The organism is Longimicrobiales bacterium (assembly GCA_035764935.1).
Lineage (GTDB): Bacteria > Gemmatimonadota > Gemmatimonadetes > Longimicrobiales > RSA9 > DASTYK01.
Genome location: DASTYK010000161.1, coordinates 1 through 24,414, shown reverse-complemented (window position 1 = coordinate 24,414; position 24,414 = coordinate 1). Strand labels below are relative to the sequence as shown.

Genomic DNA, 24,414 nt, shown 5'->3' with positions numbered 1-24,414 from the left:
TTGCGGCCCCGGCTGCGCGAGCTTATCCGGACGCGCGCTTAGCTCAGCTGGTCCAGAGCACCTCGCTTACAACGAGGGGGTCGGGGGTTCGAATCCCTCAGCGCGCATTTCCCAGAAAACGATGCGGCCGCCATTTGGGGCACGGCAGGCGATGTTCCCCCGGCCTGTGACCGTCGCAGTCGCCGCGCGCGCTTCAGGTGCCCTGCGCCTGCTGCAGCGTCCGCGCGAGCAGTGTGTGGAAATGGTGCGTGCCGATCTCGCGACGCGCGGAGTAGCGGCCCCGGTCGTAGAGGCGGGAGCGCACGCCGCGCTGCACGGATTCGACGACTTCCTCGTCCTCCATCTCGACCCGGTGCAGTCCCGCGCCGGCGCCCTGCTCCCGCTTTGATGCGTCCCACACCCATGAGCGGAACGAGACACGCGTGCGATCCGGTCCGAGCGGTGTAACGAGGTTCAGCGAGATGCCCCAGGGGTAGAAGTTGAGCATCAGGTTGGGGAACAGCCAGTAATAGAACGCTGCGACACGCCTGCCGTGATCGGGATGTCCCGCCGGCAGCTCGAACGCGTGCTCCCCCTCGTTCGCCAGTGCCAGCTGCAGCGATGCCCACGCATATGTCTCTGTCGCGTACGTTGCGTAGTCGATCGTTTCCGCGAGCGACGCGTGCACGAACGGGATGTGGAACTCCTCGAGATAGTTGTCGACGTACAGCGCCCAGTGTGCGCGGATCAGGTAGTCGCGCGCACTCGATGGGTCCTCCACGAACTCGTCGAACGGCATCCACTCGATGCGCGGGCGCAGCGGTTCGATCCAGTCGGCGAACGGCATCATCGGGTCGATGCCGCTGAACAGAAACGGGCCCAGCTCCCCGAGTGGCAGCTCCGGCAGGTCGTCGGCGGCGGAGGGGAATCCCTCGACGTTCTCGAACTCCGGCATGAACGTGCATCGCCCGCCCAGCGTGAAGCGGCGCCCGTGATAGCGGCAGCGCAGAGAGCGCTGATGTCCCGCGCCTTCCACGACGAGGGCCCCGCGGTGCGTGCACACGTTGGACAGGCAGTGCAGCACACCGTCATCGTCGTGTGTCAGCACCAGTGGCTCGTCGAGGCAGCCGTCGAGCAGCGTGAACGGAACCGTGCGACCGGGCGTTCGAAGCTGTGCGCGCGTGCCGACCCACTGCCAGGAACGCGCAAAGATGCGCTCCTGCTGCAGCCGGTACCATTCGGGATCATGGTACAGTGCCGACGGCAGGGTTGCGGCACGGCGGATGTCCGGGTCAACGGTGAAGCCGTTCTCAGGCATGTCCGTTCATCGCTTCCGGTGAAGCGAGCAGCACGCGATACGTCCAGAACATGTTGGACTCGAAGATCGAGGCTGCGCGATCGAAGTCGCCGGCACGGACCGCGGCGAGAATCTCCGCGTGCTCGTCCACCGACTGGTGCTCCGGGTCCTCGACATTCTCGAAGTACCACATCTCCCACGGGAGGATGCGGGTACGCAGATCGTCCAGCATGGCCGCCAGCCGACTGTTGCCGCTGCGCTCGGAGATGTGCCGATGGAACGCATAGTTCAGCTCGACCGCGCGCGCCGTGTCACCGGCCCGGATGACGCTCGCAAGCTCAGCGTTGATTCGCTCCAGCTCCGCGAAGTCGGCATCCGTGAGGTTGGGGAAGGCGAGCTTGCCGGCCAGCAGGTCGAGAGACCCGACGATCGGATAGAGCTCCAGCGCATCCACCAGTGGCTCGACGGAAACCCGGAAGCCGCGGTGCGGGATCCGTTCGAGGAGCCCCTCGCTGGCCAGCCGCGCCAGCGCCTCGCGCACCGGCGTGCGACTCACCCCCAGCGCCTCGCTGATCTCCTGCTCCCGAATGAATTGACCCGCGTCGTACAGACCGCGGCCGATGCGCGCGCGGAGCACGTGGTACACGTGGTCGGACAGCGTCTTGGAGCGGATGATCGGCCAGGGCTCGGTCACGGCATTCGTCGTGTGAAAGGGTGCCGGCGGATCGAGCTCGATCCGTGGCCTCGTCAGTGTCGGTCCTGGAATATCCGGCGGGTACGCTACAAGTAGGTTCTTCCCTTGCGCGCGTCAATGGCGGGCATTGCGTATCGGCGGAGTCGGCAGGGGGACCGGGCGCGGCCGGGCTCGGGCTCCAAGGGGCATCAAGGGCCGCTCGGCACGCACTTGCGCGCACGGGAGCACCGCGCCACGATGCTGCCGGAGAAAGCCGCACATGGAACGAGTCGCCAACATCGGCGGTACGGCCCTGCGCCGACGCCTGCTGCTCGGTATTGCCGGCGGCGCGATCGCGCTGGCGCTGGTCTGGACGCAGTCGCATTTCGCCCTGCCGCGCGCCGTGCGGCTGCTCGCGTTTGCTCCGCTGCTGGCCGCGACATACGGGCTGCTGCAGGTGCGGGAGCGGACCTGCGTGCGACTCGCCGCGCGCGGTCAGCGCGACATGGGCGGCGGCGTCGAGGACATCGAGGATGCCATGGAGCGCTACCGGGTACGTCGCCAGGCAGCGGTCGTCCATGCATCCGCACTGATCAGTGCTGCAGCGGTGACTGCAGTGCTGTACGTGATCTAACCAGGTGGAGCCAATGAAGATTGCGCTGCTCGCACTGCTGTTCGCCGCGCCCGCGGATACGACGTATTTCCAGCAGGACATCGCGTACCGGATCGAGGCCACGCTCGACGAGAGCACGGACGTGCTCACCGCGCGAGCCAGGCTCGACTACACGAACAACTCGTCCGACACGCTCGATTCGCTGTACTTCCACCTCGAGCTGAACGCGTTCCGGCCGAACAGCGCCTGGGCGCGCCGTGAGCTCGAGTACGGCGAGCGGCGTTTCCAGGACCTGGGGTCCGAGGATCACGCCTTCGAGCGGATCACCGCCGTCCGGGTGGGTGAGCGCACGGTGCAGCCACAGTATCGGGGCGCACCGGATTCGACCGTCGTTGCGATCGCGCTGCCGGAGCCGCTGGCGCCCGGCGCGAGCGCGACGGTGATGATCGACTGGCAGACCCGGCTGGCGACGCTGCCGCGCCGCCAGGGGCGGCGGGACCGCCATCACGACTTCGCCCAGTGGTACCCGCGCATCGCGGTCTACGACCACACCGGATGGGCAACGCGGCCGCTGCTGCCGCAGGGCGAGTTCTACGGTGAGTACGGAACCTTCGACGTGACGCTGGACGTCGCGGCGGACCAGGTGATCGGCGCGACCGGCATCCCGGTCGAGGGCGATCCCGGCTGGGCGGCGGCACGGGCAACGGGCCCTGAGCCCTGGCTCAGGCGCGATGCGTACGATGCGCCCGCTGCGCAGCCGCTCGGCCTCCTGGACGACGCAACTGCGGAGGGGCGCAAGCGCGTCCGCTGGCTCGCGGAGGATGTTCACCATTTCGCGTGGAGCACGAACCCGGACTACATCTACGAGGGCGGGCGCATCGGCGACGTTGCTGTGCACGTGCTCTATCAGCCGGGCGACACTGCGTGGGACGACGGCGTTGCGGTGGAGCGCACGAAGAACGCGATCGCGTTCTTCAGCGACGTCTTCGGTCCCTACCCGTGGCCGCAGATCACCAACGTGCACCGCATCGAGCCCGGCGGCACCGAGTTCCCGATGATGATCATGGACGGGTCGGCCAGTGAGGGCCTGATCGTGCACGAAATCGGGCACCAGTGGGTGCACGGCATCTTCGGAAACAACGAGTGGAGGGAGGGCTGGCTCGACGAGGGCTTCGACTCCTTCCTGACCAACTGGTACTTCGAGGAGCAGGGCGCACCGGCGGACATGTGGGCCAACTCGCTCGAGGGGATCCGGCGCATGGAGCGCGCCGGGCAGACGCAGCCGATCGCACTGGAGTCGGCGGAGTTCCGGGACCCGCGCACGTACAGCGCGATGACCTACACCAAGCCGTCGCTCGTCTTCCGCATGCTTCGGGAGTACCTGGGAGAAGACACGTTCCGCCGGGCCCTGCGACTGTTCTACGAGGAGAAGGCGCTGCAGCACGTCACGGAAGAGGACCTGCGTGTGGCGTTCGAGACTGCGGCGGGCGCTGACCTGGACTGGTTCTTCGACCAGTGGATCCATACGACGGCGACGCTGGACTACCGCATTACGAGTGCGCGCGCACAACAGGACGGAGGCACGTGGGTGGCGAGCGTCGAGGTCGTGCGCGAGGGCGAAGCATGGATGCCCGTCGAGCTGCAGGTGAATGGTGAGAGGCGCACGCTGGACAGTCGCGACACGCGGCAGGTCGTGACGTTCCGTCTGGATGAGGCGCCGCAGGAAGCCGTGCTCGATCCTGCCAATGTGCTGCTCGACATACAGGTCGAGAACAACCGCGCAGCGTTCGAGCTGACGGGCAGCAAGTAGCTCACCTGGGCCGCAGCGAGCGCATCATCTCCTTGATGCGCTCGCGCGGCATCTGCGTCAGCATGTTGAACTCCCCACCACTGCCGATCCATTCGCCGCCGTCGATCGTCACGCACTCGCCCGTGATGAACGCGGCCGAATCGCTGATCAGAAATGCGGCGAGCTCTGCCAGCTCTGCCGGACGACCGAATCGCTTCAGCGGAATGCGACGTCGCATCAGGTCCTCTGCGTCGGCCGTTGGTACCAGGCGCGAGAACGCGCCTTCAGTGGGGAAGGGACCGGGCGCGATCGCGGCGGTCCGGATGCCGTACTCCGCCCACTCCACTGCGAGCGAACGCATCATCGCGAGCACACCTGCCTTGGACGCCGCAGACGGCACGACGAAGGCGGAGCCGGTCCATGCGTATGTCGTGACGATGCTCAGGATGACGCCACCGTTGCCGGTCGCGATCATGTGCCGGCCGACGGCCGACGTCGCGTGGAAGGTGCCGTGCAGCACGGTGCGCACGACCGCGTCGAAGCCATTCGGTGAAAGCTCTTCGGTGGGTGCGAGGAAGTTGCCCGCGGCGTTGTTGACCAGCACGTCGATGCCGCCCAGCCGCCGGACGACACTCTCCACCGCCGCGTTGACCGCATCCGGGTCCCGCACGTCTGCCGGGCCCGCGATGCACGCGTCACCGGCATCGAGCTGCGCCAGCGCGGACTGAAGCCGCTCCTCCGAACGCGACGTGATCGCCACGCGCGCTCCCAGCTGGAGGAAGCGTTCGGTCATCGCGAGCCCGAGCCCCGAACCGCCGCCTGTTACGAGAATCCGCTTCCCCTCGAGTGTGCCCGCTGCAAGCATCCCGTTCCCCTCGCCGGTGGACCCGGAGAATGCGCGGCGCGAGGGAGGCAGGGCAAGCGTGCAGGCGTCGCCCCGCATGACGGCCCCCGGACTCCGCCCGCGAAACCCGGGTACACGGCCGACCGTAGATCACCGGTCATCACGCGCCAGGTCACGGGGAGCCAAACCATGGAAGAGCTGATTCCGATCATCATGTTTCTGTGCATCGCGGCGGTCCTGATCCTGAGGCCGCTCACGAAGAAGATCGGACTGGTCATCGAGCAGGTCGCGCGCGACAGGCAGGCCAATCGCGCGGACCAGAACGAGGTCGCGCGCCTGCAGGCCGAGATCGACCACCTCTCGAAAAGACTGAACCTGGTGGAGGAACGGGCGGAGTTCACAGAGCGGCTGGTCGGCGCCAGCCGTCGCATGCAGGGCGACGGGCTCGCCGTGCCCCACGCGGAACAGCTCCCCTGGGACGAACGGCAGCCGAGCTACCTCCGGCGCTAGACCGGCTCAGTCATCCGCCGCGACATCCGGCTCGGCCAGGTAGGAATCGGCGGCCTCGGCGGGCGTGGCGCAGCGCTCCAGCATGTGGCGCAGGCGGCGAAGGCTCGAGCGCAGCCTGCGCTCCTCCACGAGCTCGTCCGATTCCGCGGGGCGGATCCATCCCGGCGCGTCCTGCTGCATCGCCTCCTCCGGCGGGTCCGGCGGCACCAGCTCGCGCACGAGGTAACCCGAGCGAACCAGAGCCAGGGCGTACCCCGGCTCCAGGGATTCCTGCTCAGCCAGGGTGTATGCCTGCTCGGCGTCCTCGATCGACAACCGGCCATCCGACGTCGCGCGCTCGATCAGCTCCTCGTGCCTGCGCGCCACACCTGAAGCGTGCGCCGCTTCCACAACCTCGGCGCGAAACCGCGCCGCCCGCTCCCGCTGGTCCATGCTCCCCCTCCTGACCGTTCGGCCCGCTCCGGTGCAAGCGATGTTCCGGACCGTCCGTCCCAGGCGGAACCCGCCCCGTCCCACTGTGTAACCAAACCAGCACAACGACCGGACGCATGCCAACCCCCCGGTCGCTCAGAATCCAGCATGATCAGGTCCGCTCCTTGCGACACGAGCGCGACTGTACATAGAATGGCCGGCCTCTGCCGAACAGTGTAGGGACCAGCCGTGCGCCGGAGCCGCCGGGGAAGGGCGTGAAACCGGCGAACCTTTTGTGATACAAGGGGTTAGAGTGTTGTCGGCGACCCGGTCGGTCGCCTCATGTGTCCATATCCCCAATGGAGACCCTGCTAATGGATCGTGCACGCAACCATCGTCGGCTGGCGCCGCTCGCCTTTGTTGCGGCTGTCGCTGCTGCTGCAGTCACTGCAGCGCCGGCCGAGGCGCAGGACGGCGGACGATACCGCGTCCTTGTCCCTGCGCTGGCTCCCCAGGCGGGCGCCAAGGACAATTTCGGCAAGGACGTCGGCAAGGAAGTCCGCAAGGCACTGGACGAGTTTGCGACGCACGCGCCGGTCGAGGAGAAGGTCCTCAAGGACGCGCTGAAGAAGTTCGGCCTGAAGGAAGAGGACATCCGCGACTGCATCAAGGCGCGCCAGCTGGCCGTCCAGATCGGGGCCGAGCTCGTGATGTGCGGTGAGTACAGCGAGTCGGGCGACAACCGGCAGGTGGCGACCAGGTTCGTGGTTCCGACCACGGGCGAGGAGTTCGAGGTCGCACCGTTTGCGGCGACGCAGGCGAAGCAGGCGGCGGCGCAGATCGCCGGCGCGTTCGAGCAGTACCTCGGGCAGCTCCGTCTCGCGGTGTTCTGCAACGACGAGCTGCAGCGCCAGGCGTGGGATGCCGCCATCGAGCAGTGCGGCAAGGTCGTCGAGGCGAACCCGAACTCGGCGTCGAACCAGTACAACCTGGCGAGCGCGTACATGAACGCGGGCCAGGACGACGTTGCGCTCGCGACGTTCGAGAAGGCGATCGAGATCAACCCGGTGCACCAGGACGCGATCCTGGCGGCGGGCGTGGTCGCGGCGCGCCTTGGCCAGCAGGAGAAGTCGCAGCAGTACCTGCACCAGTACCTGGAGCTGAACCCGGGTGACCAGGCGGTCCGCCTCAAGATCGCGGCCGACATCGCCGCGGCCGGCGATCCGCGCGGTGCGCTGATGCTGGTCGAGGAGGGCGGAGCCACCTCGACTGCGGACGCTGACGTCACGACGCTGCAGTACGCCGGCCACTTTGCGCTGGCGTCGGCGCGTGAGGTCATCGAGAACTCGCCTCAGGGCGACGTCTCGCCGGACGTGCAGGGCCTGCTGGAGAAGGCGCTGGGCTACTACAACCGCGCCTTCGAGATGCAGACGGACACGCCGGACGTCACGATGATGACGAACATGCTCGTCGCGTACCGTCTGCTCGAGCGGAACGACGAGGCGGTCGCATTCGGTGAGCGCGCGATCCAGCGCGTGCCGAACGATGCCGCGCTGCTGTCGGCGTACGCCGACGCCCTCGCCGCCGCCGATCGCACGGACGAGGCACTGCGCACGCTGAACCGCGTCACACAGATCGATCCGCAGTACGCGGTCAACGCGCGGCTCGGCTCCTGGCAGCTCGAGGACGGCAACCTGAGCGCAGCACAGGCCGCGTTCCGGAAGGCGCTGCAGAACGGTGAGGTTGCGAGTGGTGATGACCTGGCGCGTCCGATCTTCGCGCAGGGTTACAACAACCACCACAAGAACAAGCGCTTCGACACGGCGATCTCGTACTACAACGTTGCACGCGAGTTCGCGACGTCGTCGGCAACGACCGGGATGATCAACTTCTTCCACGGTTACGCGCTGTTCCAGAAGGCGCTGGAGATGCAGAAGCCGAGCACGGTTGCATCCGCCCGCGCGTCGCTCCCGGTCTTCCAGGAGGCCAAGCGCTGGCTCGAGCAGGCCGGTGGCTACACCGAGCAGGCACAGCAGCGTCAGCAGCTGCTGCAGAACGTCGATCAGTACATCGAGATTCAGAACGCGCTGATCAAGCGCGGCTGATCCGACGACACGCCAGACCGAGACGGGCCGGGGCGATCAACGCTCCGGCCCGTCTTCTCTTTCCGGGAGCACGAGCCTCAGTGAACGCGGGTGCACCACGTAGTGCACAGCGCGCGCGCGCATCGGCTCACCGTCCAGGTTCACGTCCAGTCTGCGCGGAGAGTGAACCTCGATGCGGGCGCCACGCGTGTACAGGACGTCCGGACTCGCCAGGTGCGTGCCGGCCCGCAGCTGCGGGAGCAGACGGATGAAGTCGCTGCGTGAGCCCGCCCGCACGATGGTGAGGTCGAGACAGCCATCGCGCACATCGGCGCGCGGCGCGACGAGAGTCCCGCCACCCGTGCGCTCACCATTCGCCACGGCGAAGAATACGAATGCCCCGTCGTGGATCAGCCTGCCATCCACCATGAAGCGCGCGCGCTCGGGGCGTAGACGCAGCAGGCGCCGCGCACCGCTCAGGATGTAGGCGAGCCCGCCCAGTCGACGCTTCAGTGTGCCGCCCGCCGCGCGTGCTGCCGAAGCGCCAAAGCCCCCCGTCGACACGTTGATGAACCAGCGGTCATTGGCGCACGCAATGTCGACCTCCGTCGCGCGCCCGTGCAGCGCCACGTCCATCGCTGCATCGATGTCGGTCGGGATGCCGCGCCCGTTCGCGAAGTCGTTGGCCGTGCCGGTGGGGATCACGGCCAGCGGCGGCGCCTCCCGTGCGGCATTCATGAGCCCCTGGACGATGCCGTTCAGGGTCCCGTCGCCACCCGCCGCGATCACCAGGTCAGCACCGCCATCCGCCGCTTCGCGCGCGAAGCGGGAAAGGTCGGGCTTTTCCCACGTGACCAGAAAGGTCACCGCGTGACCCGCCGCGCGCATCCGGGATGCAGCGTTGCGGAGCTGCTCCATGACGGCCGGCAGGGCGGGTTTGACGATCAGCGTGATGTTCATTTCCGGGTGTCGCTTCACAGGGTGTCTCGTCGCCGTGCAAGGGCAGCGCCGCAACACCCGGCGGAGGGAAGGCCATGCGGCGTAGCCGGTGGGATGCCATCCCATGGACCGCATGGTGCGATCCCATGACCTGGTCCGCCGAAACATCGAGGGACGGCGGTGAGAAAACTCTTGACGGCCAAAACAGCGGGGCGTAGTATGGTGGCGCGAAGTGGGAGGAAGTGGGGAGAAGTGGGGAACTACTTCCTCCGAGTCGCTCGGACAACCAAGGAGCCCTTTTGGCCGGCACGCGCGCCCCGTCGCGGGTCAAGTTTCTGGGCAGTTACCAGAACCAGCTCGACAGCAAAGGTCGGGTCAGTCTGCCAGCCGCCTTCCGGCGGGAGGCGGCGGATCAGGCATTTGTGTTGATCCAGGCGCATGCGCCGGCGCTGACGCTGTATCCGGAGGGCACGTGGGCGGAGGTGGAGGAGCGGTTGCAGGACCTGCTGCGTCGTCAGCCGGAGGCGCGCATGTGGGTTCTGCGGATGATGTCGAATGCGGTGGAGGTGGTGCCTGACGCGCAGGGTCGGATTCTGGTGCCGGCGCGTCTGAAGGATGCAGCGCAGCTCGATGGACAGGCGCTGCTGGTGGGAGCGATCGACAAGGTCGAGATCTGGAACCCGGAGCTGTTCGAAGGCGCCGTGGGCGAGCAGAGCGGCGAGTTCGAACGGTTCGCAGCGCAGATCTTCCTGTAGATGGCGCGCGCGTATCACGATCCGGTGATGGTGCGCGAGGTGGTTGCGTACCTGGGCGCGGAGTCGGGCGGCCTGTACTTCGACGGCACGCTGGGCGGAGGCGGCCATACGGAAGCGATTCTCGAGGCGAGCGACGACACGCGGGTGATCGGTGTGGACCAGGACCCGGACGCGCTGGCGACGGCGGGTGCGCGGCTGGAGCGGTTCGGTGGACGGGTGCGGCTGGTCGAATCCAACTTTGCGGATGCCGCCGAGCGGCTGGAGGAGTCGCTCGCCGGTGCGTTGCTGGACCTGGGCATCTCCTCGCATCAGATCGATGAAGAGACACGGGGCTTCTCCTTCCGCCCCGGCACACCCCTGGACATGCGCATGGCGGCTGGCTCGGCCGCGGTTCCGACCGCGGCGGACCTGCTGAACGAGCTGGAGGAGCGCGAGCTGGCGGACGTGTTCTACCGGTTCGGCGAGGAGCGGCGTTCGCGGCGGCTGGCGGGTGAGGTCGTGAAGCGGCGTCGCACGCAGCCATTCCGCACGAGCGACGACCTGCTGGGAGCGATCGACACGGCGCTCGGTCCGCGCACGACGAACCAGGATCGGGCGCGCATCTTCCAGGCGCTGCGGATCGCGGTGAACGACGAGATGGGGGTTCTCGCCCGGGCGCTGCCTGCGCTGCGCGACCGGCTGGAGCCGAACGGCGTGTTCGTGGTGCTGTCGTATCACTCGCTGGAGGACCGGCAGGTGAAGGATGCGTTCCGCGAGTGGAGCCGCGACTGCGTGTGCCCGCCGGAGCTGCCGGTGTGCAGGTGCCGCGGCCGTGCGCTGGGCGGACTGGTCACGCGCAAGCCGGTGACTGCGGGTGCGTCGGAAGTGGAAGCCAACCCGCGTGCGCGCAGTGCGAAGCTGCGCGCCTGGCGGAAGGCGGCCTGATGGCGGCGCGCGGCACGATCCGGACGGCGGTCGCGTTTGCGGCGCTGTTCGCTGCGCTGACCAGCGTCGTGTGGCGGCAGAGTCGTGCGCTGGAGGTGATGCGCGAGCTGGACGCGGTCCGGCAGGATCGTGCGCTGTCGGAAGCGGAGCGAGCGCGGCTCGTGCACGAGGCGCAGCGGCTGGAGAGCAGGCCGCGCGTGCTCGCGGCTGCGGCGCGGCGCCTGGACCTGCGCGTTCCTGCCGCGTCGGAGATCGTGATCGTGAGTGACACGACGGAGGTGCTGCCGTGAGCCGGCGCAGGGAAGCCGCGCCGCGCGCGCCGGCCCTGCGTCGCCGCGTGCTGCTGCTGGGCGTGCTGTGCGGTGCGGGCGTGGTGATGGCGCGCACGGCCCATCTCACGCTGGGCGAGGGCGTGGAGTGGGCGGAGCGCGCGGAGCAGCAGCAGGAGCAGGGGCTCTCGCTGCCTGCGCCGCGCGGCACGATCTACGACCGCAATGGCGTGCCGCTGGCGGCCAGCCGCGACGTCTATCGCATCGCGATTGCGCCGCGCGAGGTGAAGGATCGTGAGCGGGTGATCAGCGCGCTGACGGAGGTGGGTGGTGTCAGCCTGCGTGAGGCGCGGCGTGCAACGGACGTGAAGCGGCGCTGGGTCGTGCTGCGCGGCCGGTTCGGTGCGGCGGCGCGCGAGGCGCTGGACGGCGTGCAGGGCGTGCACTTCGAGACGGTGCAGCAGCGGTTCTACCCGCACGGCACGATCGCGCACGAGCTGCTGGGCCGGGTGAACGCGGAGGGGACGGCGCTCGGCGGACTCGAGATGGAACTGGACGACGTGTTGCGAGGCGAGCCCGGCCGTGCGACGGTCCGGCGCGACGCGCGCGGTCGCCCGATTCCCGGCGCCATGGTGCGCGTCGTCGAGCCGAAGCCGGGCCAGGATGTGTACCTCACGCTGGATGCGGAGCTGCAGTCCATCGCGGACGAGGCGCTGCGTGTTGCGATCGACAGCACGCGTGCGGCAGGCGGCGAGTTCCTGCTGCTGGATCCGCGCACGGGCGACGTGCTTGCTGCCGCGAGCCGGGGTCGTGACGGCGCTGCCAGCAACTGGCGCGCGGTCACCGAGCCGTACGAGCCGGGGTCCACGATCAAGCCGTTCCTGGTCGCCTCGCTGCTGGCTGCCGGGCGAGCGCGCATGACGGACAGTGTGTTCGCCGAGCAGGGGAACTGGACGTACCTCGGGCGCACGATCAGCGACGTGCACGGCTACGGCTGGCTGACGGTGCACGAGGCGCTGCAGAAGTCGTCCAACGTGGCGCTCGCGAAGCTCGCGATGCGGCTCGATCCCGCGACGCAGTACCAGTACCTGCGTGATTTCGGCTTCGGCTCCCCCACGGCCATCGACTATCCCTCGGAGAGTGGGGGACTGCTCCGCGCGCCGCGCGGCTGGTCCAGGCAGTCGCAGCCGTCGCTCGCGATCGGGTACGAGATCTCGGTCACGCCCCTGCAGATGGCGCTCGCCTATGCAGCGCTGGCGAATGGTGGCGAGCTGCTCGAGCCCCGGCTGGTGCGCGAGGTGCGCACGCGCGATGGTCGCGTCCAGGAATCGTACGAGAGGACAGTGGTGCGGCGCGTCGTGCCGGAAGCCGTGTCGGAGCAGCTGCGCGCTGCGCTCATCGACGTCGTGGAGGGCGGCACCGGGCAGCAGGCGGCCCTCGGTCCCTTCCTGGTAGCAGGCAAGACGGGCACGGCCCGCATCGCCGAGAACGGCCGTTACGTGCCGGGCGCGTACACTGCGTCGTTCGCCGGCTACTTCCCCGCGGATGACCCGCAGCTCGTGTTCCTCGCCAAGGTCGACGAGCCGAAGGGTGCGTACTACGGCGGCGCCACGGCCGCCCCGATCACGCGCAGTGCGCTGGAGGCGGCGCTGGCGGCGCATCACGCGCCCTTCGACCGGCGCACGATTGCGGCGGAGCCCGCGCTGCTTCCGGAGACACCGGCGATACCCGCTGCCGTGCGGAAGCACGACGCTGCGCGCTCACTGGAGGGGCGCGGCCCCTTCGTGCTGGCGCTCGACGGGTCGTCCACGGGCCAGCCGGCCAGGAGCGCCCCGGAGGTCGACGTTCCCGACGTGGTCGACCTGCCGCTGCGCGATGCTGTGCGCGTGCTGCATGCCTCCGGCGTGCGTGTACAGGTCGATGGTGCCGGTGTGGTGAGCGCGACCTGGCCGGACGCCGGTGCTGCCGTTCCGCAGGGCACGCTCGTGCGCGTACTGGCGCGTCCGGAGGGCCGGTGAGCCGCCCGCGCGAGGTCCCGCTGCGCGCCATCGTCGAGCGGCTCGACAATGCGGGTCTGCTCGCGGGCCCGCGGCCGGCCGTCGACCTGCAGGTCGGCGGCATCGCGGATGACAGCCGGCGCGTCGAGCCCGGTATGGTGTTCTGTGCATGGCATGGCACCGCGCGCGACAGCCACGATTTCATCCCGCTCGCCGTGCACGCAGGCGCGGTCGCCGTGATCGCCGAGCGCGCGGACGACACCGGTCCCACCCCGCGCATCATCGTTCGTGACGGCCGCCGCGCGGCGGCGGTCGCTGCGAGCGTGGTGTACGGTGATCCCCAGGACGATCTCGTGCTGGTCGGCATCACGGGCACGAACGGCAAGACGACGACCGCCTGGCTGGTGCGCCACGTTCTGGCGGCGCGCTGGCCGAGCGCATCGCTCGGAACGCTGGGCGCGGTGCTGGAGCGCGGCCAGATCGTGAGCGGCAGTGACACGCTGACGACACCCGGCCCGGTCGAGCTTGCGGCGACACTGCGCGCCCTGGTCGACCGCGGCGTGCGTGCGCTCGCGATGGAGGCGTCGTCGCACGCGCTGCACCAGGGGCGCATGCACGGGCTCCGGTTCGATGCCGGCGTCTTCACGAACCTGAGCCGGGATCATCTCGACTACCACGGCACACTCGAGTCGTATCTCGAGGCGAAGCTGCAGCTCGAGGATCTGCTGCGCGAGGACGGCTGGGCAATTGCCAATGCCGACGACCGCGCGTGGGATTCGCTCGGCGCAAAGGGCGCGCGGCTGCTGCGCTTCGGCATCCATCACGACGCCAACATCACCGCCCGCGACCTGGAGATCGACGGCCGTGGTGCGCACTTCCGGCTGGAAACGCCGAAGGGTGCGGTGCCCGTCTCACTGCCGCTGCTCGGCGCGTACAACGTATCCAACGCGCTTGCGGCGGCCGCGGTGGGTGTGGCTTTGGATTTCGCGCCCGACGAGATCGCGCACCAGCTCGAGACGACGCCGCAGGTACCGGGGCGGCTCGAGCGGCTCACCGCCATCCCGTGTCCCGTGCTGCGCGACTACGCCCACACACCCGATGCGCTGGAGCGTGCGCTTGCAACGCTGCGCCCGCTCACCGACGGCCGGGTGATCGTCGTCTTCGGCGCGGGTGGCGATCGCGACCGGGGCAAGCGCCCGCTGATGGGCAGCGCAGCGCAGGAGGGAGCGGACGTCGCGATCGTAACGTCGGACAATCCGCGCACCGAGGATCCGGACGCCATCATCGACGAGATCGTCGGCGGGATGCGGGACGGCTACGTGCGCATCACGGATCGTCGCGCTGCGATCGCTGCGGCGCTCGACATGGCATCGGCGGACGACATCATCCTGCTCGCGGGGAAGGGCCACGAGACGTACCAGGTGATCGGGACGGAGAAGCGGCCGTTCGACGAGGCCGCAATCGTGCACGAGCTGCTCGAGAGTACGAACGGAGCGGCACGATGAGCACCTGGACGCACGCGGCGATCTGCGCGGCCCTCGGCATCGGGACGGACGCCCGGTCCGACGGGGCGGTCTACACCGGCATCAGCACCGACACGCGCTCTCTGGCGCACGGGCAGGTGTTCGTTGCGCTGGTCGGCGAGAACCATGACGGGCACGAGTACCTGCAGCAGGCAGCGGACGCGGGCGCGACGGCAGCGGTGGTGCAGCGCATACCTGAAGACGCACCCGGGTCGCTGCACCTCTACCTCGTCGAGGACACGCTGCGCGCACTCGGTCGCATCGGCCGCTTCCACCGGCGTCGCATGGGCTGGACGGTTGTCGCGGTGGCCGGCGCGAACGGCAAGACCACGACCAAGGACCTGCTGCGTGCCGCACTGGCGTCGAAGTACCGCGTTCATGCGACCACGGGCAACCTGAACAACCTGATCGGCGCGCCGTTGACGCTGCTCGCCACGCCGGCGGGCACGGAAGTCGTCGTAGCGGAGATCGGCACGAACACGCCGGGAGAGGTTGCGCGCCTGGCGGGCATCGTGGAGCCGGACGTGGCGGTGATCACGTCGATCGGCGCCGAGCACCTGGAGGGGCTGGGTGACCTGGATGGTGTGCTGCGCGAGGAGACGTCGGTGCTGCCCTGGCTGTCGGAGCGCGGAATGGCCGCGGTCCCGGACGAGCCGACCGCTCTCGCCGCCCGCGCGCGCGCACTGGTGTCGCGGGTGGTCGTCGTCGGGACTGGCAGCGATGCCGATGCCGCGTACCGTGCAACGAACGTGCGGCTCGACGAGGACGGCGCGGTCCGTTTCGATTGGCAGGGACGCACCATCGCGTTGCAGCTGCGCGGCCGGCACAACGCGCGCAACGCGCTGCTCGCGCTGGCGATCGCGAGTGAGCTCGGCGTCGACATGGACGGTGCGGTCACCGGCATGGCGCAGCTCGCGCCGGCGAAGATGCGCGGCGAGTTCCACCATTACGGCGCCATGACCGTGATCGCGGACTGCTACAACGCGAACCCGGCCAGCGTGCAGGCCGCAATCGATCTGCTCGTTTCGCTGCCGCGTGCTGGTGGCCGGGTCGCGGTGCTCGGCACGATGCGCGAGCTGGGCGCCGAGAGCGGGCGACTGCACGCGGAGACGGCGGGCGAGGTCGCTGCGAGTGACGTGGACCTGATCGTTGCGACGGGCGACTTCGTCGCGGCGTTCGACGAGCATGCGGCGGCGCTGGGTGACCGGCTGATCCGGGAGGCCGATCCGCTCGAGGCGTACGCGCGCTTCGCGGGCCGGCTGCACGGTAACGAGATCGTACTGCTGAAAGGATCGCGCGGTGTCGCGCTGGAGCGACTGCTGCCGCGGTTCGCAGAGACATGGGGAGTGCTCCACCCGCACGGGGAGGCCTTCGGGTCGCGGGCGATCGAAACGATTACCGACGGGCGTGACGACGCGCCCTCGGCGGAGCACCCCCGTAACACCAACGCGCCCGAGGGCGGGAAAGCGTAGGCGATGCTCTATCACCTGCTGTACCCGCTGGCGGACCAGTACTCGTTTCTCAACCTGTTCCGCTACATCACGTTCCGTGCAGCGGGCGGCATGGCGACGGCCATCATGATCGCGTTCCTGTTCGGTCCGCCGATCATCCGGTGGCTGCAGCGTCTGCGCTTCGGGCAGGTCGTGCGACAGGAGGGGCCGCAGTCGCACCTGGCCAAGGCGGGCACGCCGACCATGGGCGGTGTGCTCATCATCGTCGCAACCCTGATCGGCACGCTGCTCTGGGCGGACCTCACCAACGAGTACGTGCTGATCGCGATGGCCGTCATGGTCTGGCTGGGCGCACTCGGCTTCCTGGACGACTACCTGAAGGTCGTGCGTCGTCGCACCGAGGGACTGGTCGGCAAGTACAAGCTGATCGGCCAGGGCATGATCGGCATCATCGTCGGAATCGTGCTGCTGATCTGGCCCGCGTCGGACATCCCGACGCACTGGACCAGCGTTCCGTTCTTCGCCGACTACCACGTCGCGTTCATCCTGCCGGTCCTGTTCATCCCGTGGGTGATGCTCGTCCTCGCGGGCAGCTCGAACGCGGTGAACCTTACGGACGGCCTGGACGGCCTCGCGGGCGGACTCTCGGCCATCGCGGCGGCGACGTTCGGTGTCTTCGCATACGTGATCGGTCGCGTCGATACGTCGAACTACCTCGGACTGTTCTACATGGCCGGCGCGGGTGAGCTGTCGATCTTCTGCGTCGCGCTGGCCGGTGCGACGCTGGGATTCCTCTGGTTCAATGCGCACCCCGCGGAAGTGTTCATGGGGGACACCGGCTCGCTCGCGCTGGGCGGTGCGCTGGGCGCAGTGGCCGTTCTGATCAAGGGTGAGTTCCTGCTCGTCATCGTGGGCGGCGTCTTCGTGGTGGAGGCGATCAGCGTGATGGCGCAGGTCGGCTGGTTCAAGTACACGGCGCGCACGCAGGGACGCGGGCAGCGGCTGCTCGCGATGGCGCCGTTGCACCACCACTTCGAGAAGCAGGGCTGGGCCGAGAGCAAGATCATCATGCGCTTCTGGATCCTGGGGATCCTGTGCAGCCTGGTCGCATTCAGCACGCTGAAGATCCGTTGATGACCAACGTCGGCATCCTGGGACTTGCGCGCAGCGGGCGCGCGGCGGCGCGACTCGCGCTGGCGCGCGGCGCGCGCGTGTACGCCTCGGATTCCGGCGACACCGCGGAGCTGCGCGCGGCGGCGGAGGAGATCCGCACGGCGGGCGGTGAAGCGCAGACGGGCGGCCACGACGTCGCACGGCTGGCGCAGTGCGACACCATCGTGGTCAGTCCCGGCATCCCGCCGACCGCCACGGTGCTGGGCGATGCGCGCATTGCGCACGTCACGCGCATGTCCGAGCTCGAGTTCGCGTACCGCTACCTGGACGCACCGGTGGTCGCGATCACGGGAACCAATGGCAAGAGCACGACGACGGCGCTCGCCTCCCATCTGCTCACGACAGCCGGCTATGACGCGCCGGCGGCCGGCAACATCGGTACGCCGCTGTCCGAAGTTGCGCTGCGCAACGATGCGCCGGACTGGGTGGTCGTGGAGGCGAGCTCCTTCCAGCTCGCGGATGTCGACACGTTCGCGCCGCGCATCGGCGTCGTGACGAACCTCGCACCGGACCATCTCGATCGGTACGCGAGTGTAAGGGACTACTACGCAGACAAGGCGCATCTCTTCGACAACGCGGTCAGTGAGAGTACGTGGGTTCTCAACGGGGAGGAGGCCGACGTGCTCTCGCTGGCCGCGGATGCGCCGGGTACGCGCTACGTGTTCCGCGTTCACACCCCGCTCGCCTCGACCGAGCGCGGCGGCTGGCTGAGCGGTGAGCAACTCCTGCTGAACATGAGCGGCACCGCCACGGCGCTGCTGGGCACCGCGGAGCTGCGCATCCTGGGACGACACAACCGCGCGAACGCGCTGGCCGCCGCGATCGCAAGTGTAGCCGCCGGTGCGAGTGTCGATGCCGTGCGGGAAGGGCTGCGCACGTTCCCGGGACTGCCGCACCGCCTGGAGGTGATCGGCGAGCGCAACGGCGTTCTCTGGGTGAACGACTCCAAGGCGACCAACGTTGCATCGGCGCGCGTCGCGCTGGAAAGCATGACGCGGCCGACGGTGCTGCTGCTCGGCGGCGTGCACAAGGGCGAGCCCTACGCCGGCCTCGGGGACGGGCTCCGCAGCCACGTCCGGCTGGTGGTCGCATACGGCGCGGCGGCGGATCTCATCGAGCGTGAGCTGGGCGGCGTCGTCGCGCTCGAGCGCGTCGATGGCAGCTTCAGCGACGTCGTGGCACACGCCGCAGCGCGTGCACGGCCCGGCGATGCGCTGCTCCTGGCGCCGGCATGCGCCAGCTTCGACATGTTCCGCAACTACGAGGAGCGCGGCGACGCGTTCCGCGCGCTTGCGCGAGGTGAGGCATGAGCCGGGCAGCCGTGGCGCCGCGCGCGCATGCGGACCTGAACGCCCAGGCGCTCACGCGACTGAGCCGCGGATGGGAAGCGCCCGTGCTGCTGCTGCTGGCGGTTGCGCTGCTGTCGTTCGGGCTGGTCGCCGTGTACAGCGCGAGCGCGATCAAGGCGCAGACGGACGGGCTGGCCGACTACCATTTCGTGATCCGCCAGGCGATCGGCGGCTCGCTCGGTCTGCTGCTCCTCGCCGTCATGGCGTACCTCGACTACCGGGTGCTCCGCTTCTTCGCCTGGCCGATGCTGCTGGTCGTCGTCGGGCTGCTCGTTTTCGTGCTGCTGCCGGGCACCGAGAGCATAGCGCCGCGCGTGAACGGCGGGCGTCGCTGGATCGACCTCGGTGGGATCCAGGGGCAGCCCTCCGAGCTGGCGAAGCTGGTGCTGATCATCTGGACGGCCGCGGTCGCCGTGCGCAAGCAGGACCGGCTGGGCAGCCTGAGCAAGGGACTGCTGCCCTTCCTGCTCGTGTGGGGAACGGTCGCGACACTGATCATGATGCAGCCCAGCATGTCGGCGGCCGCACTGGTCGTGCTGCTCGCGGCGCTCGTGCTGTTCGCGGGCGGTGCGCGCATCGCGCACTTCGTGGTGCTCGGCGCGCTGATGCTGCCCTTCCTGCTGACGCAGGTGAGCGGTGTCGGGTACCGGATGCGCCGGATCCTGGCGTTCATCGATCCGACGCATGACCCCGCCGGCGTCAGCTACCAGATCACGCAGGCGCTGATCGCGCTCGGCAGCGGCGGCCTGCTCGGACGAGGGCTGGGTCACGGCCAGCAGAAGTTCGGGTTCCTGCCCGAGCCGCACAACGACTTCATCTTCGCAATGATCGGCGAAGAGTGGGGCTTCATCGGCATGGCGGCGCTGGTGCTCGCCTACAGCGGCATCGCACTGATCGGCTACCGTGTCGCCCGTAACGCGCCGGATCTGTTCGGCAGCCTGCTCGCGATCGGCGTCACGAACCTCATCGTGGTGCAGGCGCTGCTGCACATGGCGGTGAACAGTGCGCTCATCCCCACGACCGGCGTGACGCTGCCGTTCATCTCGTACGGCGGCTCCAGCCTGATCGTATGCATGGCCGCGGTGGGCATCCTGATGAACATCGCCCGCCGCTCGAGCAGGGAGGCCGAGTGAGTCGCGTGCTCTTTGCCGGCGGCGGCACGGGCGGGCACCTGTATCCCGCGCTCGCTCTCGCGGATGCGCTGCAGGAGGTGCGTCCCGGCACGCAGGTGCACTTCGTCGGTGCGCAGCGAGGTGTGGAGGCGCGTGTGCTGCCGCAGCGCGGCGTCCCGCACACGCTGCTGCCGTTCCATCCGGTCTACCGTGCGCAGGTCTGGCGCAACGCGACCACGATGATGGGGCTGTCGCGCAGCTTCCTCGGTCTCGGGCGCCTGTTCATGCGCTTCTCGCCCCGGCTCGTCGTCGCAACGGGCGGCTATGCGAGTGCGCCCGCCGGCCTGTTCGCAGTAGCGGCGGGCGTGCCCCTCGCCGTGCAGGAGCAGAATTCGTTTCCGGGCCTGACCGTGCGGATGCTGGCGCGCTTTGCGGCCCAGGTGCATCTCGGCTTCCCCGAGGCCGCGCAGCGGATGAAGCCGGGCCGCAACACGGAGGTGTTCGCGCTCGGCAATCCGATCCGGCCGCCCGCGCAGATCGACCGTGCCGCCGCACGTGCACGTTTCGGCCTGTCCCCCGATTCGACGGTGGTGCTGATCGTCGGCGGCAGCCAGGGAGCACTCGCGCTCAACGATGCGCTGCTCGAGGCACTGCGTGCGGTGGCCGCCGGTGAGCTGCAGCGGCCTGCGTCGAAGCTCGAGATCCTGTGGGCCACCGGCCCGAGCCACATCGATGCCATCGGTGCCGAGATCGAGCGGCTGGGCGCGGCCGACTGGGTGCGCGCCGTGGGTTACATCGACGCAATGAACGATGCGCTAAGCTCGGCCGACGTCGCTGTGTCACGCGCGGGTGCTATGGCGACCGCGGAGCTGCTCGCGTGGGGCGTGCCGATGCTGCTCGTTCCTCTGCCGACGGCCGCCGCCGATCACCAGACGCACAACGCGCAGGCGCTGGACGCGGCCGGCGCGGCGCTGCACCTGCCGCAGGCGACGCTGACCGGCAGCGTGCTGTGGCGGGCGCTGGCGGACCTGCTCGCAGACCCTGCGCGGCAGGAGTCGATGCGTGCCGCCGCGCGCGGGCGCGCACATCCGGACGCTGCGCGCGAGATCGCCGAACAGCTGGCTCGCCTGCTGCCGGGGGCCGCATGAGCAGCGTCGATCTGCTCGCACTCGCGCAGCGCGGCACGATCCATTTCATGGGGATCGGCGGTGCAGGGATGTCGGCGCTCGCCGACGCCCTGATGCGGGCGGGTGCGCGCGTGACCGGCTGCGACCTGCATGCAGCGGCCGCGCAGTCGCTGCTCGGCGACCGTGTGCAGGTGAGTGCACAGCACGACCCGGCCCATGTAGCCGATGCGGCGGCCGTCGTGGTCACGGCCGCCGTGCCGCCGTCGCACCCGGAGCTGCAGGCGGCTCGTGAGCGCGGCATCCCTGTGCTCAAGCGTGCACAGGCGCTCGGCGCGTTCGTGAACGCGGGCACCGTGCTCGCCGTCGCGGGCACGCACGGCAAGACGACGACGACGGCGATGCTGACTGCGATTCTCGATTCGGCAGGCCTGGACCCGACGGCGTTCGTCGGTGGGCGCGTCGAAGCCTGGGGCGGCGGCCTGCGCCGCGGCGAGAGCCGGCTGTACGTGGTCGAGGCGGACGAGTACGACCGGTCCTTCCTGACGCTGCAGCCGGAGGCGGTCGCCGTCACGTCCGTCGAAGCCGATCACATGGACATCTACGGCTCGATCGAGGAGATCCACGCGGCATTCCGTGAGCTGCTCGCGCGGGTCCCGCAGGATGGCCTGATCGCGCTGTGCGCCGACGACGAGGGTGCGTCGGGACTGCTGCCGGCGAGCGACCCCCGGGTCGTGCGCTACGGCACGCGCACGTACGCCGGGCTGCGCGCGACCGACGTTGCGCCGACGGGCAGCAGCACACGGTTCCAGGTGCACGACAACGACGAGCCGCTCGGGCAGGTAATGCTCGGTGTGCCGGGGCTGCACAACGTGCGCAATGCGCTCGCGGCGATCGCGCTTGCGCGCCACGCAGGCGCTTCGTTCGATGCGGTGCAGCGGGCGCTGCCAGCGTTCCACGGTGTGTCGCGCCGGTTCCAGGTGGTCGGCACCGCACGCGGCGTGACGTTCGTCGACGACTACGCTCACCATCCGACGGAGATCGCCGCAACACTCGCGGCCGCGCGCAGTGTGTACCCGGGCCAGCGCATCGTCGCGGTGTTCCAGCCTCACCTGTACAGCCGCACACGCGACCTGGCGGTCGAGTTCGGCTACGCGCTGGCGCAGGCGGACGCGGTCTGGGTCACCGACGTGTACGCTGCCCGCGAGCAGCCGATCGAAGGCGTGACGGGCGAGATGATCGTGAATGCGGCGCGGCGCGCAGGGGCGGACGGCGTCCATTACACCCCGACTCTCGACGCATTGCAGGACGATCTGGGGCGCGTGCTGGTCGACCAGGACGTCTGCATCGGCATGGGTGCGGGGGACATCGACACGGCGATTCGTGCCGTGTACGCGCGCTTCGCGGAGGCCGCATGATCGGACGTGTGTTACGGATCCGCTGGCTGCGCGTGCTCGCCGCTGCGTTGCTGCTGACCGGGGCTGCCGCCGCGGCTCCGATCGCACTGCGTGCCGGTGGCGCGTTCCAGGTCGAGCGGGTGGAAGTGCTCGGCACGCGCTACATGACGCCGCAGGCCGTGCTGGCCGCGAGTGGCATCGCGAGCGACGCCACCGTGTTCGACGACGTCGGGCCGTGGCATGCGCAACTGGTGGCGCACCCGATGATCGCGGCCGTCGAGATCGAGCGGCGCGTCCCGGACACGATCGTGCTGCGCGTGACGGAAGCGGAACCAGTGGCATGGGCGCGCACACCGGAGCTGGTCGCGATCAGTGCCGAGGGGCACGCGCTCACGTTCGACCCCACGAGTGAGCCACTCGACCTGCCCGTGATCGGTGTTGCATCGCGGCCTGCATCGAACGGCCGCTTCGCGGATCATGCAACGGTGCGGATGGCAGCGGCCATGGCGACGATCCGGGTGCACGAGCCCGCACTCGCAGCATGGATCTCCGAGATCGCGCCGGCAGAGGGCGGCGGAATCCGCCTGATGATGCGCGGACCGACGCGCGCGGAAGTGCTGCTGCCGGACTCGCTCACGCCGGAGCGGCTGCGCGAGCTGCGGCTCACGCTCGCCGACCTCGGAGCGCGCGGGGAGCTGCGCGACCTGCGCCGCGTCGAGGCGCGCTACAGCGATCAGATCGTCGTGACGCCAGGTCGCGACCGTGCAAGGAAGCAGAGCTGAGGATGACGACCCGAGCGAACCTCGTTGCCGGCCTCGATATCGGATCCACGAAGACGTGTGCCGTGATCGCGGAAGTCGCGAGCGTGGTGAAGGGACAGGCGTCGATCAAGGTGCTCGGCGTCGGGCAGACGAAAACCGGCGGCATGCGCCGCGAGGTCGTCACCGACATCGAGGGCACGACCGACTCGGTGCGTGCCGCCATGAAGGAAGCCGAGCTGATGGCCGGCGTCTCCTGCGAGCGCGTCTTCACCGGTGTCGCTGGCGAGTACATCCATGCGCGCACATCGAACGGCGTCGTCGCTGTGCACGGCGAGGAGATCACGGCGGCGGACGTGAAGCGCGTGCATGAGGTCGCACGGGCTGTCGTCGTGCCGGCGGATCGCGAAGTGCTGCACGTGCTGCCGCAGGAGTACATCGTCGACGACCAGCGCGGCATCCGCGATCCGATCGGCATGGCCGGCACGCGACTCGAGGCCGAGGTCTACATCATCACGAGTGCGATCAACGCGAGCCAGAACCTGCGCAAGGCCGTGAGCCGCGCCGGCTACCGCATCGAGCGCACGATCCACGAGCCGCTCGCGACCGCGCACGCGGTGCTGACGGACGATGAAAAGGACGTCGGTGTCGCACTCGTCGATCTCGGTGGTGCCACAACGGAGCTCGCGATCTTCCGTGAGGGGAAGATGCGCCACCTCGCGTCGATCCCGTGGGGCGGCTCGACCGTGACCAATGATCTCGCGAAGGGGCTCTCGATCACGTTCGCCGAGGCGGAGAAGGCCAAGGAGAAGCACGGCGTCGCCTACACGCAGCTCGTCGACCCGCGCGAGAGCGTGGAGCTGCCCGGCCCGGGCCCCGGCTCCAAACGGCTCGTCGCGCGCGAGCTGATCGCGCACATCATCGAGCAGCGGCTCGACGAGATCCTCGGCCTCGTGGCGCGCGAGATCGAGAACGCCGGCGAGAGCGGCAAGCTCGGAGCCGGTGCGGTGCTGACCGGCGGCGGCGCAGGACTCGAGGGCGCGACCGAAGTCGCACAGCACGCGTTCAGCATGCCCGTCCGCATCGGCATCGCCGGCGACGGGCTCGGCGGACTCGCCGACTCCGTGAAGCGCCCGCAGTTCGCGACCGCCACGGGGCTGGCACTGATGGGCGCCGACTACGCACTCGAGGCCGGCATCGGCGGGCGCTGGGGCGAGAGCGCGATCGTGCGGGTGGGGAACTGGCTGAGGGAGTTCTTCTAGGGGACGGCGGGCCGGGGCCCGGGCCGGGCCCGGTGGAACGGCTGGAACAGCAGCACCGCCTTCGGGCGGGTTCGAGATAGATGGAGCGGCGCACGCAGACAGGTGCGCGTGAGATAACAGGGTCGTACCGGCCCCGGGCCCACGGCCCCGGGCCCCCGGCCCGCAGTCAAGAACACAGGGT

Annotated in this window: 22 protein-coding genes and 1 tRNA gene; 18 read left to right on the top strand and 5 right to left on the bottom strand. The window is 69.2% G+C overall.

Features of this window, described 5'->3' with window-relative positions:
• Positions 1-32 precede the first annotated feature (32 nt).
• Positions 33-107 (top strand) — tRNA-Val (locus VFU06_13885).
• An 86-nt stretch (positions 108-193) separates the two neighbouring features.
• Here the strand turns inward: VFU06_13885 and VFU06_13880 are convergent.
• Entirely contained in the window at positions 194-1,297 is a 1,104-nt protein-coding gene (locus tag VFU06_13880; protein HEU5210478.1) for an aromatic ring-hydroxylating dioxygenase subunit alpha, read from the bottom strand.
• Positions 1,290-1,970, bottom strand: a complete 681-nt coding sequence (locus tag VFU06_13875) for a GntR family transcriptional regulator (protein HEU5210477.1) — start codon at positions 1,968-1,970, stop codon at positions 1,290-1,292. The genes VFU06_13880 and VFU06_13875 overlap by 8 nt, the downstream gene beginning before the upstream one ends.
• A gap of 259 nt (positions 1,971-2,229) precedes the next feature.
• Between VFU06_13875 and VFU06_13870 the strand changes: the two genes are divergently transcribed.
• Positions 2,230-2,583 (top strand): hypothetical protein, encoded by a 354-nt coding sequence (locus VFU06_13870; GenBank protein ID HEU5210476.1) that lies wholly within the window; start codon positions 2,230-2,232, stop codon positions 2,581-2,583.
• 13 nt (positions 2,584-2,596) lie between these two features.
• The gene (locus VFU06_13865; GenBank protein HEU5210475.1) at positions 2,597-4,372 is read left to right on the top strand and encodes a M1 family metallopeptidase; all 1,776 of its coding nucleotides are present in this window, start codon (positions 2,597-2,599) and stop codon (positions 4,370-4,372) included.
• Between the two features lies 1 nt (position 4,373).
• Here the strand turns inward: VFU06_13865 and VFU06_13860 are convergent, their stop codons facing one another.
• Positions 4,374-5,216, bottom strand: a complete 843-nt coding sequence (locus VFU06_13860) for an SDR family oxidoreductase (protein ID HEU5210474.1) — start codon at positions 5,214-5,216, stop codon at positions 4,374-4,376.
• A gap of 168 nt (positions 5,217-5,384) precedes the next feature.
• Here VFU06_13860 and VFU06_13855 point away from each other — a divergent pair, with 168 nt between their 5' ends.
• Positions 5,385-5,705, top strand: coding sequence for a hypothetical protein (locus VFU06_13855; protein ID HEU5210473.1), 321 nt, complete (start codon positions 5,385-5,387; stop codon positions 5,703-5,705).
• A gap of 6 nt (positions 5,706-5,711) precedes the next feature.
• Here the strand turns inward: VFU06_13855 and VFU06_13850 are convergent, their stop codons facing one another.
• Positions 5,712-6,137, bottom strand: coding sequence for a hypothetical protein (locus VFU06_13850; GenBank protein ID HEU5210472.1), 426 nt, complete (start codon positions 6,135-6,137; stop codon positions 5,712-5,714).
• A gap of 353 nt (positions 6,138-6,490) precedes the next feature.
• Here VFU06_13850 and VFU06_13845 point away from each other — a divergent pair, with 353 nt between their 5' ends.
• Positions 6,491-8,221 carry a tetratricopeptide repeat protein gene (locus VFU06_13845; GenBank protein HEU5210471.1) on the top strand — a complete coding sequence of 577 codons (1,731 nt, stop codon included), beginning with the start codon at positions 6,491-6,493 and terminating at the stop codon, positions 8,219-8,221.
• Between the two features lie 36 nt (positions 8,222-8,257).
• Here VFU06_13845 and VFU06_13840 read toward each other — a convergent pair whose 3' ends face one another.
• Positions 8,258-9,178, bottom strand: coding sequence for a YegS/Rv2252/BmrU family lipid kinase (locus tag VFU06_13840; protein ID HEU5210470.1), 921 nt, complete (start codon positions 9,176-9,178; stop codon positions 8,258-8,260).
• 260 nt (positions 9,179-9,438) lie between these two features.
• On the opposite strand from VFU06_13840, the gene mraZ reads away from it, so the two are divergent.
• From mraZ to ftsA, 13 genes are read left to right on the top strand one after another with little or no spacing between them, the layout of a single operon-like run.
• Entirely contained in the window at positions 9,439-9,894 is a 456-nt protein-coding gene (gene mraZ, locus VFU06_13835) for a division/cell wall cluster transcriptional repressor MraZ (protein HEU5210469.1), read from the top strand.
• The gene (gene rsmH / locus VFU06_13830) at positions 9,895-10,818 is read left to right on the top strand and encodes a 16S rRNA (cytosine(1402)-N(4))-methyltransferase RsmH (GenBank protein ID HEU5210468.1); all 924 of its coding nucleotides are present in this window, start codon (positions 9,895-9,897) and stop codon (positions 10,816-10,818) included.
• Positions 10,818-11,108: a cell division protein FtsL gene (locus VFU06_13825; GenBank protein ID HEU5210467.1), complete on the top strand. Its 291-nt coding sequence runs from the start codon at positions 10,818-10,820 to the stop codon at positions 11,106-11,108. Before rsmH ends, VFU06_13825 begins: the two co-directional genes overlap by 1 nt.
• Positions 11,105-13,105 (top strand): penicillin-binding transpeptidase domain-containing protein, encoded by a 2,001-nt coding sequence (locus VFU06_13820; protein HEU5210466.1) that lies wholly within the window; start codon positions 11,105-11,107, stop codon positions 13,103-13,105. Before VFU06_13825 ends, VFU06_13820 begins: the two co-directional genes overlap by 4 nt.
• The gene (locus VFU06_13815) at positions 13,102-14,589 is read left to right on the top strand and encodes a UDP-N-acetylmuramoyl-L-alanyl-D-glutamate--2,6-diaminopimelate ligase (GenBank protein HEU5210465.1); all 1,488 of its coding nucleotides are present in this window, start codon (positions 13,102-13,104) and stop codon (positions 14,587-14,589) included. The genes VFU06_13820 and VFU06_13815 overlap by 4 nt, the downstream gene beginning before the upstream one ends.
• On the top strand, positions 14,586-16,079 hold the full coding sequence (murF, locus tag VFU06_13810; GenBank protein ID HEU5210464.1) for a UDP-N-acetylmuramoyl-tripeptide--D-alanyl-D-alanine ligase: 1,494 nt from the start codon (positions 14,586-14,588) through the stop codon (positions 16,077-16,079). Before VFU06_13815 ends, murF begins: the two co-directional genes overlap by 4 nt.
• Positions 16,080-16,082: 3 nt before the next feature.
• Complete coding sequence (gene mraY / locus VFU06_13805; protein HEU5210463.1) at positions 16,083-17,192, top strand: phospho-N-acetylmuramoyl-pentapeptide-transferase; 1,110 nt, start codon at positions 16,083-16,085, stop codon at positions 17,190-17,192.
• Complete coding sequence (murD, locus tag VFU06_13800; GenBank protein HEU5210462.1) at positions 17,192-18,541, top strand: UDP-N-acetylmuramoyl-L-alanine--D-glutamate ligase; 1,350 nt, start codon at positions 17,192-17,194, stop codon at positions 18,539-18,541. The genes mraY and murD overlap by 1 nt, the downstream gene beginning before the upstream one ends.
• Positions 18,538-19,713 (top strand): putative lipid II flippase FtsW, encoded by a 1,176-nt coding sequence (gene ftsW, locus VFU06_13795; protein ID HEU5210461.1) that lies wholly within the window; start codon positions 18,538-18,540, stop codon positions 19,711-19,713. The genes murD and ftsW overlap by 4 nt, the downstream gene beginning before the upstream one ends.
• Entirely contained in the window at positions 19,710-20,840 is a 1,131-nt protein-coding gene (murG, locus tag VFU06_13790; GenBank protein HEU5210460.1) for an undecaprenyldiphospho-muramoylpentapeptide beta-N-acetylglucosaminyltransferase, read from the top strand. The genes ftsW and murG overlap by 4 nt, the downstream gene beginning before the upstream one ends.
• On the top strand, positions 20,837-22,234 hold the full coding sequence (gene murC / locus VFU06_13785; GenBank protein ID HEU5210459.1) for a UDP-N-acetylmuramate--L-alanine ligase: 1,398 nt from the start codon (positions 20,837-20,839) through the stop codon (positions 22,232-22,234). The genes murG and murC overlap by 4 nt, the downstream gene beginning before the upstream one ends.
• Positions 22,231-22,995 carry an FtsQ-type POTRA domain-containing protein gene (locus tag VFU06_13780; GenBank protein ID HEU5210458.1) on the top strand — a complete coding sequence of 255 codons (765 nt, stop codon included), beginning with the start codon at positions 22,231-22,233 and terminating at the stop codon, positions 22,993-22,995. Before murC ends, VFU06_13780 begins: the two co-directional genes overlap by 4 nt.
• A 2-nt stretch (positions 22,996-22,997) precedes the next feature.
• A complete protein-coding gene (ftsA, locus tag VFU06_13775) occupies positions 22,998-24,233 on the top strand; it encodes a cell division protein FtsA (protein ID HEU5210457.1) in 1,236 nt (411 codons plus the stop codon).
• Positions 24,234-24,414 lie beyond the last annotated feature (181 nt).

Excerpts from the sequence above, each read along its gene's own strand:
- VFU06_13880 (HEU5210478.1), bottom strand. The coding sequence starts at position 1,297 with ATGCCTGAGAACGGCTTCACCGTTGACCCGGACATCCGCCGTGCCGCA.
- VFU06_13870 (HEU5210476.1), top strand. The coding sequence starts at position 2,230 with ATGGAACGAGTCGCCAACATCGGCGGTACGGCCCTGCGCCGACGCCTG.
- VFU06_13865 (HEU5210475.1), top strand. The coding sequence starts at position 2,597 with ATGAAGATTGCGCTGCTCGCACTGCTGTTCGCCGCGCCCGCGGATACG.
- VFU06_13860 (HEU5210474.1), bottom strand. The coding sequence starts at position 5,216 with ATGCTTGCAGCGGGCACACTCGAGGGGAAGCGGATTCTCGTAACAGGC.
- VFU06_13855 (HEU5210473.1), top strand. The coding sequence starts at position 5,385 with ATGGAAGAGCTGATTCCGATCATCATGTTTCTGTGCATCGCGGCGGTC.
- VFU06_13850 (HEU5210472.1), bottom strand. The coding sequence starts at position 6,137 with ATGGACCAGCGGGAGCGGGCGGCGCGGTTTCGCGCCGAGGTTGTGGAA.
- VFU06_13845 (HEU5210471.1), top strand. The coding sequence starts at position 6,491 with ATGGATCGTGCACGCAACCATCGTCGGCTGGCGCCGCTCGCCTTTGTT.
- rsmH (HEU5210468.1), top strand. The coding sequence starts at position 9,895 with ATGGCGCGCGCGTATCACGATCCGGTGATGGTGCGCGAGGTGGTTGCG.
- VFU06_13825 (HEU5210467.1), top strand. The coding sequence starts at position 10,818 with ATGGCGGCGCGCGGCACGATCCGGACGGCGGTCGCGTTTGCGGCGCTG.
- murF (HEU5210464.1), top strand. The coding sequence starts at position 14,586 with ATGAGCACCTGGACGCACGCGGCGATCTGCGCGGCCCTCGGCATCGGG.
- mraY (HEU5210463.1), top strand. The coding sequence starts at position 16,083 with ATGCTCTATCACCTGCTGTACCCGCTGGCGGACCAGTACTCGTTTCTC.
- murD (HEU5210462.1), top strand. The coding sequence starts at position 17,192 with ATGACCAACGTCGGCATCCTGGGACTTGCGCGCAGCGGGCGCGCGGCG.
- ftsW (HEU5210461.1), top strand. The coding sequence starts at position 18,538 with ATGAGCCGGGCAGCCGTGGCGCCGCGCGCGCATGCGGACCTGAACGCC.
- murC (HEU5210459.1), top strand. The coding sequence starts at position 20,837 with ATGAGCAGCGTCGATCTGCTCGCACTCGCGCAGCGCGGCACGATCCAT.
- VFU06_13780 (HEU5210458.1), top strand. The coding sequence starts at position 22,231 with ATGATCGGACGTGTGTTACGGATCCGCTGGCTGCGCGTGCTCGCCGCT.
- ftsA (HEU5210457.1), top strand. The coding sequence starts at position 22,998 with ATGACGACCCGAGCGAACCTCGTTGCCGGCCTCGATATCGGATCCACG.